The organism is Vibrio ulleungensis (assembly GCF_016900875.1).
Lineage (GTDB): Bacteria > Pseudomonadota > Gammaproteobacteria > Enterobacterales > Vibrionaceae > Vibrio > Vibrio ulleungensis.
The window spans coordinates 225,920-243,069 of record NZ_JAFEUM010000001.1 but is presented as its reverse complement, the minus strand read 5'-3'; the positions used below and the strand labels follow the sequence as shown (position 1 = coordinate 243,069).

Below are 17,150 nucleotides of genomic sequence, written 5' to 3'. Positions count from 1 at the left end.
CGTTTACGAATCCGTCTTGAGCGCCTTGTTATGGCTTTAGCTCAAATTTATCTACTTTAGTTCCTTGATGATAAACCATTTTCCAGCCGTCCACTTCTAGTCTCCAAATTGAAGTACGACGAGAATATGCCCCGACCACATTATCGCGAGTTGTAATATGTGCTCTAAAAATTAACTGAGCAATATTCTCATCCAACTTTCGAAACTTAAAATCTTGTGCATGGCATTTCCAGTTATTTTGAATCGGCAGTTCGTTCAATACTTCTGGTAACCCGAAATAATCTCCTGATGCACCAACTTCTAAGAACTCAGATGATAGCAATGATTTCAACGCGCTTTCACTATGCCTTACCTCAAAGGTTAATAGAGAAAGCTCTTTTTCAATGATCAGTTTTTCTAAATCCAAGTTAGTCATCCTTAGCAAACGGTTAGGCGAGCCATAACAGCTTATTAGTAGGCGTTCCCACTAACCCACACGATACCGTCGGGACTCATAGCCTGCTAATAGGTTTCCTATTAACTCATCAAGATAGTTTTTAACCTATTAATAATCAAACACATTTATCCCTCATTGCGATCCAATCGGGAATACTCATCTCAAAATCACACCTTTTTCAGTCCCTGGCCTTTCGATCAATCACATATGCTAATAGCTTTATAACAGCGAGGGTAGGCTCGGCCGTATGGCAAGCGAATTTCTAAGTGAAGTGAAGCAAGGAATGCGACTGCGTGGGTATGCGCTTAAAACAGAAAAAAGCTATCTGTATTGGATCACCTACTTTATTCGGTTTCACAAGTTTCGACACCCCAGTGAGATGGGCGCAAAAGAGGTTGAAACATTTCTATCGTACCTTGCCAATCAGAAATGTGTTGCCATTGGCACTCAAAAACTGGCTCTCAATGCGCTAGCCTATTTATACAACCAACACCTCAATAAGCCGTTGGGAGATTTGGGTTTTCATCATGCAAAATCGCCTAGGAAGATACCGAGTGTCCTCACTCCTATGGAGGTAAAGCAACTTATTGAGGCGAGTGATGGTAAATTTCGCACGCTTTTTTCTTTGCTATATGGATCAGGACTGCGGGTGAACGAGGGGCTTAGGTTAAGGGTGATGGACTTTGATTTTGAGGCTTGCGCCCTTACTGTCCATGATGGAAAAGGGAAAAAAGATCGCAAAACACTACTAAGTCAGCATCTTGAACCCGAGGTTTCGGCATTGATTTCCCAAGCGAAAGCGCTACAAATTAGAGACAATAAACAAAATGTTGGACCATCGCTTCCCTATGCGCTCGATCGAAAATACCCACACGCATATAAGCAGCTAAGTTGGATGTATATTTTTCCATCTGTTGGGTTGTGTCTACACCCTTATACAGGGGTTTTATGCCGACACCACCTCAGCGACTCTGCGGCAAGAAAAGCACTGAAGAAAGCGGTGAATGCCTGTGGGTTTGGCCACAAGCGGATCCATTGTCATACCTTTCGCCATAGCTTCGCGACCGAGTTACTTAGAAATGGCAAAGATATTCGAACGGTGCAAGAATTGTTAGGCCATACCGATGTTTCTACTACCCAAATTTATACCCATGTACTGGGTACCCATTTTGCTGGCGCCAGAAGCCCTTTAGACGACATAAAATAAAGCCCCGCGACTGCGAGGCTTTTAGTGTGATTTTCTGCGACTTACACGTCGTAGGTGGTCGATGCGGTATCGCCGCCTGTTCCTGTCCAGTTGGTGTGGAAGAACTCACCACGTGGACGATCAATACGCTCGTAGGTGTGTGCGCCAAAGTAATCGCGCTGTGCTTGCAGCAAGTTTGCTGGCAAGCGAGCGGTTGTGTAACCGTCTAGGAACGTAAGCGCTGAAGTGGTACAAGGCATTGGAATGCCGACTTCTAGCGACTTAGCCGCAACTTTACGCCACGCGCCAAGGCAGTTGTCTAGGATGCCTTTGAAGTATGCGTCTGAGCCAAGGAAAGCAAGCTCTGGATCGCTTTCGTAGGCGTCACGGATATTGCCTAGGAACGCCGAGCGGATAATACAGCCGCCGCGCCACATTAGCGCTACGTTGCCGTAGTTTAGATCCCAGCCGTTCTCGTTAGACGCTTCACGCATCAACATAAAGCCTTGTGCGTAAGAGATGATCTTAGACGCAAGCAGTGCTTGGCGAAGGGCATCAACCCACTCTTTTTTGTCACCCTCAACAGGTGCAATGGTTTTGCCAAACAGTTTTTCGGCGTCAACACGTTGGTCTTTAAGTGCCGATAGGCAGCGAGAGAACACAGACTCAGAGATCAAGGTCAGTGGAATGCCAAGATCTAGGGCGTTAATGCCGGTCCATTTACCGGTGCCTTTTTGGCCTGCGGTGTCGAGAATTTTTTCAACCAGCGCTTCACCATCTTCATCTTTGTAGCCAAGGATGTCGGCGGTGATTTCTACAAGGTAGCTGTTTAGTTCGGTGGTGTTCCAGTCGGCAAACACGGCTTGCATTTCGTCGGCGTTCATACCTAGGCCGTCTTTCATGAACTGGTACGCTTCGGTAATCAGCTGCATGTCACCGTATTCGATGCCGTTGTGCACCATTTTAACGAAGTGGCCAGCGCCATCGTTGCCCACCCAGTCACAGCAAGGCTCGCCGTTGTCTGTCTTTGCAGAAATGCCTTGGAAGATTGGCTTAACCGCTTCCCAAGCTTCAACTGCGCCACCTGGCATGATAGACGGGCCAAAGCGCGCACCTTCTTCACCACCCGATACACCAGTACCAATAAAGTGGATGCCTTTTTCGCGAAGGCTTGCCACGCGACGGTTGGTGTCTGGGTAGTTAGTATTACCGCCATCAATAATGATGTCGCCTTTGTCCAGCAGCGGTACCAATGCGTCGATGAACTTATCGACAACGTCACCGGCACGTACCATTAGCATCACTTTACGCGGTGATTCTAGTTTCTCTACCAGCTCTTCCAGTGAGTAAGCACCCACAATGTTGGTGCCCTTTGCTGGGCCTTCCAAAAACTCGTCCACTTTTGCAGCAGTACGGTTATGAGCCACCACTTTAAAACCGTGGTCGTTCATGTTCAATATTAGGTTTTGCCCCATAACAGCAAGACCAATTACACCAATATCACCTTTCATTATCTCTTTCCCTATATGTTTTGGTAGCAGTCAAATCAGGCGATTTTCGCTGCTGCATCTAAATCTAAAAACCACTCGGTTTCACCCTTAGTGGAGTGAATTTTTGCTGCCGGATAAGGCAGGTTCGCCGCGTCGGTGGTGTGAATTTCTTCTACTATGTCAACTTTGCCTGCGCCTAGCACCAAGTAGCTAATGCGTTTGGCCGCTTGCAACACTTTGGCACTTTTAGATACGCGCACTTGCCCAGATTCTGGGTGTGTGGCGGTAATGCCTAGTCGCGGCTCGTCGTAATCGGTTTGCCCTGGAAACAGTGATGCAGTGTGGCCATCGGCGCCAACGCCTAGCAGGATCCAATCGAACACTGGCACGCCGTCTTCACAGTCAATCTCGCTGGCCATTTCGTTGGCAAATCGCTCGGCTTCGGCTTCTGGCTCGTTTTCACCTAAAATGCGGTGAATATTTTGCGCAGGAATGTCAATGTGGCTAAACAGCAGTGTATTGGCTTCGCCGTAGTTGCTCTCGGCGTCGGTTGGCCCAACACATCGCTCGTCACCCCACCAAAAATGCAAGTTAGCCCAATTGATACTGGTGGCGTAATCACGCGCCAGCAAATTGAACAGCATTTTTGGCGTGCTGCCACCAGATAAAGATATGTGAACAGGTGTGCCCTGCTCGCTCAGTTGTTTTAGCTCTTGCGCAAGGTGTGTGACCACCTTGTCGGCTGAATCAAAGATCTTGGCATTGATCATAGTTCGCAATAATCCGTGTCAGTAAGGTTTTTACATGGGAAGCGCCAAGCGCGATCGCGACGTGCGAGCAGGTCGTCCGCTTCTTTTGGTCCCCACGTACCACAGGCATAACCAAACAGTGCTTTTGGCTCTTGCTTGTAGTCCAGTATGGGTTGTACATATTCCCAGCACGCTCGTACCGCATCGCTACGGGCAAATAGAGTTGCATCGCCGTTGAGTGCATCGAGCAGCAGTCTCTCGTAAGCGGTCAACATGCCGGTTTCTTGTAATGAGGTGTAGTGGAAGTTCATTTTCACTTCCTTGGCTTTAAAGCCAGCCCCTGGCTCTTTTAGACCAAAGCTCATCTGTATGCCTTCGTCAGGCTGAATACGGATGATCAATTTGTTCTCTGGTGCATTTTGGCCAAACACAGGGTGTGGCGTGTTCTTAAAGTGGATCACCACCTCGGTGACCCGCGTTGGTAGGCGTTTACCACTGCGAATGTAAAATGGCACACCGTTCCAACGCCAGTTGTTAATGCACGCTTTTACCCCTACGTAGGTCTCGGTGCGCGAATCGTCTGCGACACCGTTTTCATCACGATAGCTAGGTAAGAATTTACCGCGCACGGTCGATTCGGTGTATTGGCCTAGAACGAGGTTGTCTTTTAAATCGTTTTCATCCAGCGGTTTTAAGCACTGCAACACTTTAACCACTTCGTCACGCATTGAGTCTGCGTTGATTTGAGCTGGCGGCTCCATGCCCACCATCGCAAGCACTTGCAGAAGGTGGTTTTGGAACATATCGCGCACCGCACCCGACCCATCGTAATAGCCGCCGCGCTCTTCAACACCAAGCGACTCGGCGCCGGTGATCTCAACATACTCGATGTAGTTGCGATTCCATAGTGGCTCAAACATCGCGTTAGAGAATCGAAACACCAGTAGGTTTTGAACGGTTTCTTTACCTAGGTAGTGGTCAATTCGGTAGATCTGATGCTCTTCAAAATGCTGATGAATATCGGTGTCTAATTTGATTGCCGATTCCAGATCATAACCAAATGGCTTTTCAACAATGAGGCGTTTCCAACCGTCACTTTCGTCGTTAAGTCCATGGTAGCCAAGGCTTGCCGGGATCACGCTGTATAAGCTCGGTGGCGTTGCCAGATAGAACAACGTATTGCGATGCTCAAAGCTATATTGTGTGGCTAGCTCGTCTAAACGGGTCACTAACTTCGCGTAGTCTTCGCAGTCGGAGGTGTTCACTGCTTGGTAATGCAAATGATCACAAAACGCATCCAGCTTTGAGGGCTCGGTTTTTTCTAACTGGTGAAGGGATTCTTTGAGTTTTTCTCTATAGCTTTGATCGCTATATTCAGTGCGGCTTACGCCCAAAATAACAAAGGATTTTGGCAGTTTGTCTGCGGCATAAAGGTGATAAAGAGCAGGGATCAACTTACGGGAAGTTAGGTCACCAGATGCACCAAAAATCACAATACTACTGTTTTCAGGTATTACCATGGTCTTTCCTTGAGAAATAGTCACAGTTTGCACGTTAATGCCTTTTTCCCCGACGTAATGCGGATAGGAGTCGACCAAGTCGCTTCGATCCCAAGGCTAATTTGTTAAAGAAGATGAGTCTATCTTGTTGCGAAAAGGCTATATGGCAAAGCCAACATCGTCAAACATAATTTGATATTTATCACAATTCTCATTCTCACCTATACAGTTGTGGTCGACCCTAGCTATTTTCAACCCTCTGAGCGCAGATTCTGCGGGCTATTTTGTTCCTGTCTATACTTAGTGCATCAAACTGACCATAAGGACAGACTATGAAGATTCGCCCCTTGGTAACCACCCTGATTTTCTTAGCATGTTACGGCCTGTCGTTGAGCAGCTTTGCGGCCGCAAACTTTGGCTTAAAGTGTCAGCTTAAAGAGACTCAAGATCACTTCGTTTTCTATCCGTCGCAATTGGTTTTTCAGAGCGAACAATTTGCGCTTTTTCAGAATTTTAAAGGTCGTGTGGTGACCCAAGTGGATGTCAAAACATCACAAATGGTGAGGACAACCTATTTAGGGGTAGATTACACGCCTCAATACCAAATACTGTTTGGCGAATGTAACAAAGTGAAAGAAACTTTGTCACTTTGGCGTAATGAACAGGTGTCACTTCACTCGCTCAATTAACAGGCCATTAACCAGCATGGCGAGAAAATAGCCAGCCGTTAATTTCGGCCGATTTTGTGCGTGACATAAAAATAAGATTTGCTTACCATACGCGCAATTATCGAAACCCGATAATTGTTCCGGTGAAGACCGCAGGAGAGTGGAAACGTCCAGCTTATGATTAAGAACTGGCGCTTCCTACCGAAGAAGTAAATCTTTCAGGTGCTTTATTACGCAAGTAATGGGCGGGGACTGTCGTTGGAGGAACCTCTGGAGAGAGCCGCACTACTTAGTGGTAGAAATCGGCCGCCGAAGGAGCAAGCTTTGCGCATATCGCAGAGTGAAACTCTCAGGCAAAAGGACAGAGGAGCGAAAGGCACCAATATTATAGTATTGTTTTTACTACACATTTTTGTACGTACTATCTACTGGTCTGCAGGTTAATACCCATAAAATTTACCCTTTACAGTGTAAATCCTTTCTCTCTTCTCCTTATTTTTTAGTTGTTTAAGGAGAAATCATGCTTGATGCACACGCGATACTGCTCGCAATTGACAATTTTGTTTGGGGACCTCCCCTGCTTCTGCTACTGGTCGGCACTGGCGCGTATTTTACGTTTAAGCTTGGGCTTATTCAGATCCGCCATTTACCTACGGCTTTAAAACTCGTTTTTAGCAAATCTAGCTCCAGCAGTGCCAAAGGTGATGTCTCGAGTTTCGCAGCACTATGTACCGCATTATCGGCGACCATTGGTACGGGTAACATCGTTGGTGTTGCCACCGCTATTAAAGTCGGTGGCCCAGGTGCGCTATTTTGGATGTGGTTGGCCGCTTTATTTGGTATGGCGACCAAGTACGCCGAGTGTTTGCTCGCGGTTAAGTACCGCAAAACCGACAGCAAAGGCGAAATGCTAGGCGGGCCAATGTACTATCTGCGCGATGGTGTTGGTTCTAAATGGCTCGCAAACCTGTTTGCTCTATTCACTATTGGTGTGGCGTGTTTTGGTATTGGTACATTCCCGCAAGTTAACGCCATTTTGGATGCAGCCAGCATCACGTTCTCACTTCCTCGCACTGGCTCAGCGGTTGTGCTAACCCTACTGGTTGCGCTTGTAACCTTAGGCGGGATTCAATCTATTTCAAAAGTCGCGACTAAAGTGGTGCCTACCATGGCCATTGTCTATGTAGTGGCGTGTTTAAGTGTGATTGTGCTTAATGCCGATAAACTGGCCGACGCGGTGCAACTGGTATTGGTGTCTGCCTTTACCCCAACAGCAGCCAGCGGCGGCTTTTTAGGGGCGAGCATTATGCTGGCCATCCAATCGGGTATTGCGCGCGGGGTGTTTTCTAACGAATCTGGTCTGGGTAGTGCTCCAATGGCAGCGGCAGCGGCGAAAACCGACTCGTGCGTTAAGCAGGGCCTAATCTCAATGACGGGGACGTTTTTCGATACCATCATCATCTGTACGATGACGGGTTTGGCTCTGATCCTAACGGGTGCATGGCAAACAGACTTTGCCGGTGCTGCGATGACAACGCATGCCTTTGCAACGGGGCTCAACTCTGACACCTTAGGTCCAATGCTAGTGTCTGTGGGTCTTATCTTTTTTGCCTTTACCACTATTTTGGGTTGGAACTACTACGGTGAGCGCTGTGTGGTTTACTTGTTTGGCCAAAAAGCAGTTCTGCCTTTTAAAGTGCTATTCATCGTATTGGTGGCGCTTGGGTCTGTGATGAAATTGGATATGATTTGGATCATCGCCGACATCGTTAACGGATTAATGGCCATCCCTAACCTAATTGGCCTAGTGCTGCTGCGCTCTGTGGTAATTGAAGAAACTAAACTGTTCTTCCAGCAGTCTCGCTCTGCACCAATCGATCACAACGCTTAATCTTCTGTGCTCGCCTCTTTAAGATCGATGTTTCTCTTTAACATCGATCATTGAGGCGAGTCCGACTGGTAGGTAACCCCATCCCAGCTTTGCTGCTTAAAGTAAAACTGCTTAGGCTGGACGCTCGCCAAAGACAAGCCTAACTGGCTCAATACCTTGATTGCAGCTTCGTTGTCATGCAGCGTCTCTGCGTAAAAGCGCGTCACCTGATATTCGCTTTGCATAAAGCGCATTAACTCTCGCATCGCTTCAACAACATAGCCTTTTCCCCAATGCTCTGGCGACAGGCCAAAGCCTATCGACGCCGTACCACTGCTTTCAATTCGTGCGCTGGCCACACCAATCCATTGGTCATACTGCGAGTGGCAGATCGCCATGTGAAATCGCAAACGCGGCCACTGCTGCGATTCGTCAATAAAGCTGTGCACCAGCTGCGTGCCAAAGGCTGCGCTGCACTGCTCGTCGGGGTAAAAGCGTTGATACGACTCACAGGCAGTCATCGCCAAATAGTGGGGAAGATCTTCTAATCGAAAATTACGCAGCATAAGTCGTTCGGTAAATATTTTCATTTCTCAGACTCGTTTTGATAGATACCAGGCTGCCAAATTTGCATCAGCATTTCTGGGTACAGCACCGGCTCAAAACCTAATTGCTTATATAACCCATGGGCATCTTTTGTCGCCAACATCATGCGGCGAAGGCCTTGAAGCTCGTCATCGTCTAACACTTGTTTTACCAGTTTCTTTGACAGGCCTCGCCCGCGATAGTCGGGCATCACAAACACGTCGGCTAAATACGCAAATGTGGCGCAATCGGTGATCACTCGCGCAAACGCAACTTGCTTACCTTGTTCGTCTACATAGCCGTAGCAGCGCGAATTGGCCAACGCTTTATCAAATAGTGGCCGTGGCATGTCTTTCGCCCAGTAGCTCTGACTGATAAATTGATAGATGGTCTCTGTATCCATCTGCTCAAGTTGAGTATGTAGTTTATAAGTCACAACCCCTCCTTGGTTATTACGATGCAATCAATCCTTGAATGATTGTGTCTCGGTTTGAGTGCATATACTTAATGTCATTTATGTAGGTGACTAACTGCGAAGACGTCCCGTATTCGCCACCTTGGCTCGACTGCATAAAATCCACCAACGCCTGTACTCTATCTTGCATCACTTGAACAAGCTGAGCCCGCTGCTGATTGTCTAAACCATAGCTATCACAAAACAGTTTAGCTCGTTGGATTTGCTGATCTAACGTAAACAGCTGATCGTGCTCGTCGGTTTTAAAGGGTGCGAAGCAATACACAGTATACGCCACATCCCATAATGCAGGCCCCGGGTGCACGGTATCAAAATCAAACACGCCAGTTACCGTCTCTTTGTTAAGCGCGACATTGTAAGGACTAAAATCCCCGTGACATAACACCTCAATGGGCTGGCGGCTGGGTAACATCCACTCTATTTGTTGCCAATCTGGGCGTTGACGAAGCTGCTCTAAGTAAGCAGCAGAGAGAGTGTGGTAACGCTTGAGTAATTGCGCGCAGCTTTTTAAGGCCGTTGCCGATGCTATGGGTCCTGTGAGCGGAAAGTCATACGTCTCTCCCTCGACCAGCGTCAACACTTCCCACTGGTTTTGCTGCTGGTCTGTTTCTACTCGTATTAGCTGTGGCGCTGTCTCGTATCCGGCCTGAGCGAGAAAATTAAGCAGTTTATGGACCTCAAATGACCATGTTTGAAAGGGTCTACGTACTTCACTGCCGTTTAGCGAAATGCCATCGCGGCCTAGTGCGGGTTGCGTCATGGATAGTCCTGTTTTTATGTTCTTAATCTCGCCATATAGATAGCATCAACATACTCACCTTTTCGATACGCAAAACCTTGCGCGATCCCTTCTTGGACGAATCCAAACTTTTCGTACAATGCAATCGCCGACAAGTTATCTGAAAATACGGTGAGTTCAATGCGTCGTACATTCAACCAGTTGTCGGCAAGCTCAATCATGGCACCAATCAGTGCGCTTCCTACACCTTGCCCCTGATAGTCATCCATAACCCCCATCCCAAACGAAGCGACGTGACGACGACGAGGATTTTTTTGGATCTCCATGCCTAGGTTACCCACAATTTTGCCGTCAAATTCGGCGACAAAGCTGTAAACATTATCGGGGATGTTGGATAGTCGCTGCTCCCATACCTTTCCTGATGGGTAAGGCAATTGTAACGTACCGGAATGAGCCACTGGGTGGGTGTAAATGTCTTTTACCGATGGCCAATCTTGTGGTTCGGTATGACGGACGACAATGGATCCCATAGTGCTTCCTCGCTGCTTCTAACTGTGATCATCTACAATTACAGTGTGCAACGAATGAGCAATGAAAAACAATAAGATTTTGTTTATTAACAGTAAATAGACGCAAAAAAGCCAGTCAATGACTGGCTTCTATCTTTAGAAAATTGGCTACTGTTGACGGCGACGGCGTACACCCACTCCCATACCTATCAACGCAAGACTGAATAGCGCGAGATGAGCCGGCTCTGAAATTGGATCAGGATCGGGATCGATACTGACGGTCGTAAACTCAAGGCCTCCGCCATAGATGAATGCACTGTCGCTACAATCGCTATCCTGATCATCATCAAATGACGTAATCACGTTACAACTCAAATCAAGTGCTTGCACATGTGCGCCAAATATTCCACCAGGACCTGCGGCATCGTCATTACTTACGCCTAAGGGTGCATCGGTAAAATCTTCAATCACCCACGCTGAGTCTTTGGTGACGGTAAATATAAGATCCGTACTAACCGTGACATCTTCAACCGCATTCCCTGGATTAGGTTTATCAGCCTCGAACGCAAAACATGCTTTACCAGAGCCTTTAGCCGTACCACCAACTGTACATGTTGGAGAGTCCAGTTCATTCATAAGCCATCCAGCTGGTTGAAAATCACTAAACGAAAACTGGCTAAGCTCACCATCCAAGTTAAAGTAAAACGCATCTAGCTTGGCACCGCTATGGTAATACGGCGGTGTCAAACCAGCGTCTTCACTTTCAAACGAATCCAACAAATCGAATGTAAATTGGATCTCTGTGGTGGATAACGCTTCTAAGCGCAATTCGGCAAAGACGTTATTAGGGTTATCTGGCCTTGAATCCCCAACCATCAAAATTGTTGCGGTATCACCCGCCAAAATGGGGGTAGCCTGTGAGGTAAACGGAAGTAACATCACTACGCAGAGTATAAACAGCTGTCTCATTTGCGCTCTCCTATTTTTGATGTACGCCTTTATCTACAGGCATAATTAGTGCCATATTAGTAAATGCTTGAATACGTTCACCTTGAAGTATTAGCTCTAAACTTAAGTGTAAAGAAACCTGACAGAAACTAGCCCTAAAACAAGCGTAGCCAGCTAATCCTTTGCAGCGTTATACTGCTTGGGATTAATGCTTTTATAGGAAAAGGATATGCAGAAAGTTAAAACGGCCGTTATCGGCTTTGGGATGTCAGGACAAACGTTTCACGCTCCTCTTATTGAGGCTATTGAAGAGACTGAATTAGTAGCATTTCTTTCCTCTAATGAAGCACTGGTGCACCAACGCTATCCGCAGGTTAAAGTCTTTCAAGATTACGACGCGTTGCTTGCTGATCCCGCCATTGAATTGGTCGTGATAACCACACCTAACCAGATGCACTACCCCATGGCTAAAGCCGCTATTTTGGCTGGTAAACACGTCACCATTGAGAAACCTTTCGTGGTGGACGCCGCGCAGGGCGAACACTTAATCGATCTTGCGAAACAACATGGCGTTGTGCTCTCGGTCTATCACAATCGCCGCTTTGATGGTGATTTTAAAACCGTTAAATCCCTAATACAAAGCGGTGAACTAGGCGATGTTCATACCTTCGAATCCAGCTATAACCGCTATCGACCTGAAGTAAAAACCCGCTGGAAAGAGTCTGATGATGCAGGAAGCGGTATTTGGTACGATCTTGGCTCTCACCTTGTCGACCAAGCGTTGCAGTTATTTGGTTTACCGACCTCGGTATACGGCTCATTACGTGCTCAACGAATTAATGCGAAAGCGGTAGATCAGTTTCTGGTGATCCTCCAATATCCTCAGCTAGATGTGCTTTTACGTGGTGATTGCCTTAGTACGGAAGCAGGACCAAGATTTACCATTAAAGGTACGAAAGGTCATTTTATAAAACATGGTTTTGACCCCCAAGAAAATGCGCTACAACAGGGCTTAACACCAGAAAAAAACTGGGGTATTGAGGAGCCAAGTTATCACGGTACCTTAACCAACGAAAATGAAGTAAGCAGCAAAGTGGCTACAGAAAATGGTAGCTACCCTGAATATTATCAGCAACTTGCAACCCACATTCGTAATGAAGCCGACACGCCTGTGTCAGCGATTGACGCGCTAAATGTCATTAGAGTTATTCAGGCTGCAGAAGAGAGCGCTGCGACACAAAGGGTAACATTTATTTAACATCCATTGGTTTTCTGGTTCACCTAGGGCATGTTTTGAACCACGCAAAATATGTCCTAGGTCACAATTCGTACATCTAGTTACATAGAAGTGAACTTTAGGACCAAAAAACAGTCTTCGTTACACCCTGTTACAATTGACCCTGTTTAACGTTCATCGTACTATTAATTGGATAAGGAACCCCGTTCCGTAACGAAAAATTAACAATGACACAAGGCAGTGGCTATAATGAAAAAAACTCTTCTATCGGTGGCGATCCTGTCAACCGGTTTCGGCCTAGTGGGCTGTAATGAAGTTGACCAAAATGGTGAGCTTTGTTCTTACTACGTTAAACAAGACATGAACGCAAAAGACTTTGACTCTGCGCTCTCACGCCTAGAAACACAATCTTGCCAAGAATCTTACCCAGCAGATGGTTACATGGTCGACAAAGGCACCGCATACATGGGCCGCGCCGGAACCTCTCTGCCGGACATTATGTTCTCGGTTATGGACTCGAATGATGAAGGCTCAGAACAAGACGACAGCTTCCAGACGTTTGTAGATTCGATGACGAGCACTCAGTCAGCTACCGCGTTGACTGACCTAAAACTTGCAAACGACGTTTTATCAGAATACCTCGATGGTACGGGCGATGATGAACGGCTCGGTGTACGCCTGATCAATAGTATGGTGAACATGGCGCAAACCACATCTGCGATTAACAACCTGTTAGGTGGTGAACTAGACAGTTGGTTTGATGATAAGTCGGATATTACCGACACTAGCGAAGCTAACTATAAACTAGAGCGTGCAACCTGTGCGTTAGAGATCATCAACTCAATTGGTACGCAAGAAACTTGTAATGATACCGCTGTGATCACTAGCTACTCTGGTCCTGTTTCAGTCACTTTTAACGATGGTTCAACCTACTCAACATATACGGTTACTGATGTTAATGCGGTTGAAGAAACTTTCCTTGCTGGTACTCCTGCGTTCATGGTCATGACCGAAGGCTTCTGTGACGTCAACTACGCTACAGGTACCGAAGGCGATACAGATATCTATCCGTGTCCACTAAACCGTGGTAACGGCGACGAGTTAGGTATGGAAGAATACCTACTAGACACATTAAAAGACGGCATTGCAAATATCGAATCGGTAGTCGATAACCTTCCTTCCGTTAGCGAAGAAGATAAAGCGGATATTCTTGACAGTATCGATGAGTTTAAAACCGAAATTCTTGCCGAATCTTCAGAAACTGATATCGCAAACATTGAGATTGAAGATCTACTAGCCTACCTAAACAAAAGTGAGAGCAACTAATGAAAACGAATTGGATTTTACCCTCACTAGTAGCAATGGCAGTATCTGGCGCAGCAGTCGCGGCACCGCAGTCTTACTTATATAAAGATACGCGTACAATGGCTATGGGCGGCGCAAGTGTTGCCACTGGCGGTTACAGCACAGCAGTTTTTTCTAACCCAGCGGGTCTGGCAAAGTTGCCGACTGATCACGGCATGATTGTCGAGCTACTGGGCTTCCAAGCGACGGCCACTCAAAATGGTACAGAAATCTTTACTGACCTTGCAGACGCGTCTGACTCTGGCGACAGTAGTGACATTGAAGATGTCCTAGAAAAATACGCAGGCCAACCTGTGTACATCGATTTTTCAAACTACAGCTCTGTCAGTTATAACCATGGCGACATTGCCTGGAGCATTGGCTTACTAGCAGCGACTGACATTAATGTTATTGCAAACCCATACAACATTAGCGTATTGGAGCTTCAAACACGTGCCTACGGTGGTGTAAATGCGGGTGTAAGTTACACCTTGCGCGATATGTGGTTAGGCGATCTTTCACTGGGTCTTGGTGGTAAGTTCTATGGTCAAAACTCTTACGAGGATGTTTTGGACCCAGATGACATTTTAGATTTCGAAGGAAAAGCTGACGAGATCATTGATGAAGCAAGCGAAACCAACACTGCATTTGCATTTGATTTAGGTGCTATCTATCAGTTTAACGTACCTCTAAAGCCATCATTTGGCCTTAGCATCATGAACATTGGCGGATTGGACTTTGACGACGCGTACGGCTCACAGCCAATGACTGTGAACATTGGTGGTGCTGTTGAACCTGAAATTCCATTCATCAAACGCACTCGTATCGCTATCGACTATGTTGATGTCCTTAATGCCAATACATTCCGTATCTATGATTACAACCCAGATGAAGATGGCTTGAGCTACCGTGATGTTGAATCAAACGACATCATCCAGCAGCTCAACCTCGGCATGTCTGCATTGCTTTACGATAACACATGGTCATCGCTTGAGCTTGCTGCGGGTCTATACCAAGGTAACTGGACTGCAGGCATCGACTTTGCTGCATCGATATTCAAACTCTCTTTTGCCTCTTATGCAGAAGAAGTTGGACCAGTATCAGGTGACAAAACTGACCGTCGTTACACAGCAAGCCTAGGTCTAGGTTGGTAATCTCAATCAATCGACACTGATACATTCATCAAACTTCTAGAATGATCAACCAAAGCGCCTCACACTGAGGCGCTTTTTTTTTGTTTTTGTCCTTCACACACAGCTAACGTGGCATCTTCCACCAAAATAAAAAACACCGCCTGCTTTTATTAAAGTCTCTTACGCACAGGGCCGATAGCCATCGTATTAAGAAAAGCACGTTTATGCGCGTCCATTAATCACAGCACTTTAGACTTCACAAACAGTACGTCATTCTATAAAATACACGTTCTTATAAGAAAAACTATGAACACAGAAAAGTAGGGTCTTTCAACATGAAATTCAGCCACAAAATTATTGCCGCATCATCGGCCTTATTCTTACTTTCGGTAGGGATTCTCGCCACCAACCAATATTTTGAATCCAAAAACGCCATTCATGAGCAAGTTCAAAGCTCGATGAGTGAGCTCACTAATAGCCTTGCTAGAACGGTGTCTGCCGATATTCGTGACAAACGCTCTATGGCAAAAGTGGTCACCGAGATGATGTCACTCGATCCTAGTGAACAAAGCGTTCGGTCAATCATTGAGCGTCCTGAAGTCAAAGAGCGTTTCATCATTGCCGCACTAGGTATTGAAGCCACCGGTGAAACATGGGAGAACGACAGTGGTTGGGATCCAGAAGGTTACGACCCAAGAACTCGTGGTTGGTACTCTCAAGCGCAAAAGGCAAACTCGCAAACTCTGACCGAACCCTACCTAGACGCCAATACTGGGGAGACAATTATTTCGATTGCCGAACCGGTTCGTGAAAACGGTCGTTTTGTCGGAGTCGCTCTGTTTGATGTTAGCCTAAAGGGCTTGGCTGAATCGGCTAATGCCGTCAACTTTAGCAATGCTGGACATGTTTTTGTTATGACAGAAGCAGGAACCATCATTGCGCACCCAAATGCCGAGTTTAATGGTCAAAACCTCAATGACTATATTGCAAACCTAAGCGTTACTGAGCAGCTTCAACAGGTAGAGCAGTCGGGCAAAGAATACACGTTGAAGCTGGCTAAAGTGGCGGGCGAGAACTGGTATGTGGGCATACTCGTTGATGAGAAGATTGTCTACGCGAGCATCGACTCCCTGCGCTCGACCACCATCGTCTTTAGCTTAATTGCACTTGGTTTAACCATGGTTGTTCTCTACTTTGTCATTAACCGATTAATGCATCCATTAGGCCGTCTAAACGCAGCGATTGAAAGCTTATCTCAAGGGGAAGGCGATCTCACTCAGCGCCTCGACACAAACACCGATGAAGAGTTTGCCTCGCTAGCCAAAGGCTTTAACAGCTTTATGCAATCTCTACAAACCAAGATCCAGGACACCAAGTCTATTGGACAAGAGATCCTTAATGGTACAACCGTTTCGACGACTAACGCGCAAGATACGGCGAATGCAATGAACGTTCAGATGCAAGAGCTAGAGCAGTTAGCCACCGCAATGAATGAGATGGCAACCACATCGACCGAAGTTGCCAATACTGCGCAAGGCGCTGCATCTGCGGCTAAAGAGGCCGATGAAGCCACCTCGCTAGGCTCATCCATTGTTGAACATACTGCGAGCGCGATTGGCGATCTCTCCCTAAGGATCGACCAAGCGGTTGAAGAAGTGGGCACACTGGAAGCCGCGACAGACAACATTGAAACGATCTTAAAAGTCATCAACGATATTGCAGACCAAACTAACCTGCTGGCGCTTAATGCTGCTATTGAAGCGGCTCGAGCGGGTGAATCAGGCCGTGGGTTCGCGGTCGTTGCTGACGAGGTTCGAACGTTGGCACAACGTACCCAAGAATCCACCACTGAGATTCGTAGCATGATTGAGCAGCTTCAAGCTGGGGCAAGCGCGGTCTCAACAGCAATGAATCAGAGCCGGGATACCGCAAATAGCACGGTGCAAAGCGCGGAAGAAGCGAATCACTCATTAGAGCGTATTCGCAACGCTATTGCTCAAATCAGTGACATGAACATTCACATTGCCTCGGCCGCCGAAGAGCAGTCTTTAGTCGCAGAAGAAATTAACAATAATACGTTTAAGATTAAAGACTTGTCTGAGCAAGTTTCTGAATCGGCTCAAACTGCAAGCATTGCACTCCAAGCACAAACAGCCAACGTGCAAGATCAAGAGGCAATCATGAACAAATTTGTCGTGTAACTAAAATCCTTTCAATTGGCGACATCTTTTAGCCGCAGCGTGACACTGCGGCTCTTTTTGACTCTGTCTTACGCGTGGCTA

16 protein-coding genes and 1 riboswitch are annotated in these 17,150 nt (G+C 46.7%); of the genes, 7 read left to right on the top strand and 9 right to left on the bottom strand.

The genetic code is table 11. The annotated features are described in order from the left end of the window. Positions 1-28 precede the first annotated feature (28 nt). Complete coding sequence (locus JQC93_RS01155) at positions 29-406, bottom strand: nuclear transport factor 2 family protein (protein WP_205156641.1); 378 nt, start codon at positions 404-406, stop codon at positions 29-31. A 277-nt stretch (positions 407-683) separates the two neighbouring features. Here JQC93_RS01155 and JQC93_RS01150 point away from each other — a divergent pair, with 277 nt between their 5' ends. Then, on the top strand, positions 684-1,643 hold the full coding sequence (locus JQC93_RS01150; RefSeq protein ID WP_205156640.1) for an integron integrase: 960 nt from the start codon (positions 684-686) through the stop codon (positions 1,641-1,643). A 41-nt stretch (positions 1,644-1,684) separates the two neighbouring features. On the opposite strand, the gene gnd is transcribed toward JQC93_RS01150, so the two are convergent. The 3 genes from gnd to zwf are packed head-to-tail and all read right to left on the bottom strand — an operon-like array spanning position 1,685 to position 5,381. Then, positions 1,685-3,133 carry a decarboxylating NADP(+)-dependent phosphogluconate dehydrogenase gene (gene gnd / locus JQC93_RS01145; RefSeq protein ID WP_084888773.1) on the bottom strand — a complete coding sequence of 483 codons (1,449 nt, stop codon included), beginning with the start codon at positions 3,131-3,133 and terminating at the stop codon, positions 1,685-1,687. 35 nt (positions 3,134-3,168) lie between these two features. Beyond that, positions 3,169-3,882: a 6-phosphogluconolactonase gene (pgl, locus tag JQC93_RS01140; RefSeq protein WP_205156639.1), complete on the bottom strand. Its 714-nt coding sequence runs from the start codon at positions 3,880-3,882 to the stop codon at positions 3,169-3,171. Next, positions 3,879-5,381 (bottom strand): glucose-6-phosphate dehydrogenase, encoded by a 1,503-nt coding sequence (gene zwf, locus JQC93_RS01135; protein ID WP_205156638.1) that lies wholly within the window; start codon positions 5,379-5,381, stop codon positions 3,879-3,881. The genes pgl and zwf overlap by 4 nt, the downstream gene beginning before the upstream one ends. A gap of 311 nt (positions 5,382-5,692) precedes the next feature. Here zwf and JQC93_RS01130 point away from each other — a divergent pair, with 311 nt between their 5' ends. Next, positions 5,693-6,049: a hypothetical protein gene (locus JQC93_RS01130; protein ID WP_236009215.1), complete on the top strand. Its 357-nt coding sequence runs from the start codon at positions 5,693-5,695 to the stop codon at positions 6,047-6,049. A 239-nt stretch (positions 6,050-6,288) separates the two neighbouring features. Further along, a riboswitch (glycine riboswitch) is annotated at positions 6,289-6,403 on the top strand. Positions 6,404-6,548: 145 nt separating this feature from the next. Further along, positions 6,549-7,919 carry an alanine/glycine:cation symporter family protein gene (locus tag JQC93_RS01125; protein WP_205156637.1) on the top strand — a complete coding sequence of 457 codons (1,371 nt, stop codon included), beginning with the start codon at positions 6,549-6,551 and terminating at the stop codon, positions 7,917-7,919. Between the two features lie 47 nt (positions 7,920-7,966). On the opposite strand, the gene JQC93_RS01120 is transcribed toward JQC93_RS01125, so the two are convergent. The 5 genes from JQC93_RS01120 to JQC93_RS01100 form a co-directional block, all read right to left on the bottom strand. Beyond that, on the bottom strand, positions 7,967-8,488 hold the full coding sequence (locus JQC93_RS01120) for a GNAT family N-acetyltransferase (protein WP_205156636.1): 522 nt from the start codon (positions 8,486-8,488) through the stop codon (positions 7,967-7,969). Next, complete coding sequence (locus tag JQC93_RS01115; protein WP_205157345.1) at positions 8,485-8,886, bottom strand: GNAT family N-acetyltransferase; 402 nt, start codon at positions 8,884-8,886, stop codon at positions 8,485-8,487. The genes JQC93_RS01120 and JQC93_RS01115 overlap by 4 nt, the downstream gene beginning before the upstream one ends. A gap of 49 nt (positions 8,887-8,935) precedes the next feature. Beyond that, positions 8,936-9,718: an aminoglycoside phosphotransferase family protein gene (locus JQC93_RS01110; protein WP_205156635.1), complete on the bottom strand. Its 783-nt coding sequence runs from the start codon at positions 9,716-9,718 to the stop codon at positions 8,936-8,938. A gap of 14 nt (positions 9,719-9,732) precedes the next feature. Continuing rightward, positions 9,733-10,227 carry a GNAT family N-acetyltransferase gene (locus tag JQC93_RS01105; protein WP_205156634.1) on the bottom strand — a complete coding sequence of 165 codons (495 nt, stop codon included), beginning with the start codon at positions 10,225-10,227 and terminating at the stop codon, positions 9,733-9,735. 147 nt (positions 10,228-10,374) lie between these two features. After that, positions 10,375-11,175, bottom strand: coding sequence for a PEP-CTERM sorting domain-containing protein (locus JQC93_RS01100; RefSeq protein ID WP_205156633.1), 801 nt, complete (start codon positions 11,173-11,175; stop codon positions 10,375-10,377). Between the two features lie 208 nt (positions 11,176-11,383). Between JQC93_RS01100 and JQC93_RS01095 the strand changes: the two genes are divergently transcribed. The 4 genes from JQC93_RS01095 to JQC93_RS01080 all read left to right on the top strand — a co-directional run bounded on the left by JQC93_RS01095 (position 11,384) and on the right by JQC93_RS01080 (position 17,069). Continuing rightward, positions 11,384-12,412, top strand: a complete 1,029-nt coding sequence (locus JQC93_RS01095; RefSeq protein WP_205156632.1) for an oxidoreductase — start codon at positions 11,384-11,386, stop codon at positions 12,410-12,412. 228 nt (positions 12,413-12,640) lie between these two features. Beyond that, positions 12,641-13,717 carry a hypothetical protein gene (locus JQC93_RS01090; RefSeq protein WP_205156631.1) on the top strand — a complete coding sequence of 359 codons (1,077 nt, stop codon included), beginning with the start codon at positions 12,641-12,643 and terminating at the stop codon, positions 13,715-13,717. Then, positions 13,717-14,889, top strand: a complete 1,173-nt coding sequence (traF, locus tag JQC93_RS01085; protein WP_205156630.1) for a conjugal transfer protein TraF — start codon at positions 13,717-13,719, stop codon at positions 14,887-14,889. Before JQC93_RS01090 ends, traF begins: the two co-directional genes overlap by 1 nt. Positions 14,890-15,203: 314 nt before the next feature. Continuing rightward, positions 15,204-17,069, top strand: a complete 1,866-nt coding sequence (locus tag JQC93_RS01080; protein WP_205156629.1) for a methyl-accepting chemotaxis protein — start codon at positions 15,204-15,206, stop codon at positions 17,067-17,069. Positions 17,070-17,150: the final 81 nt, after the last annotated feature.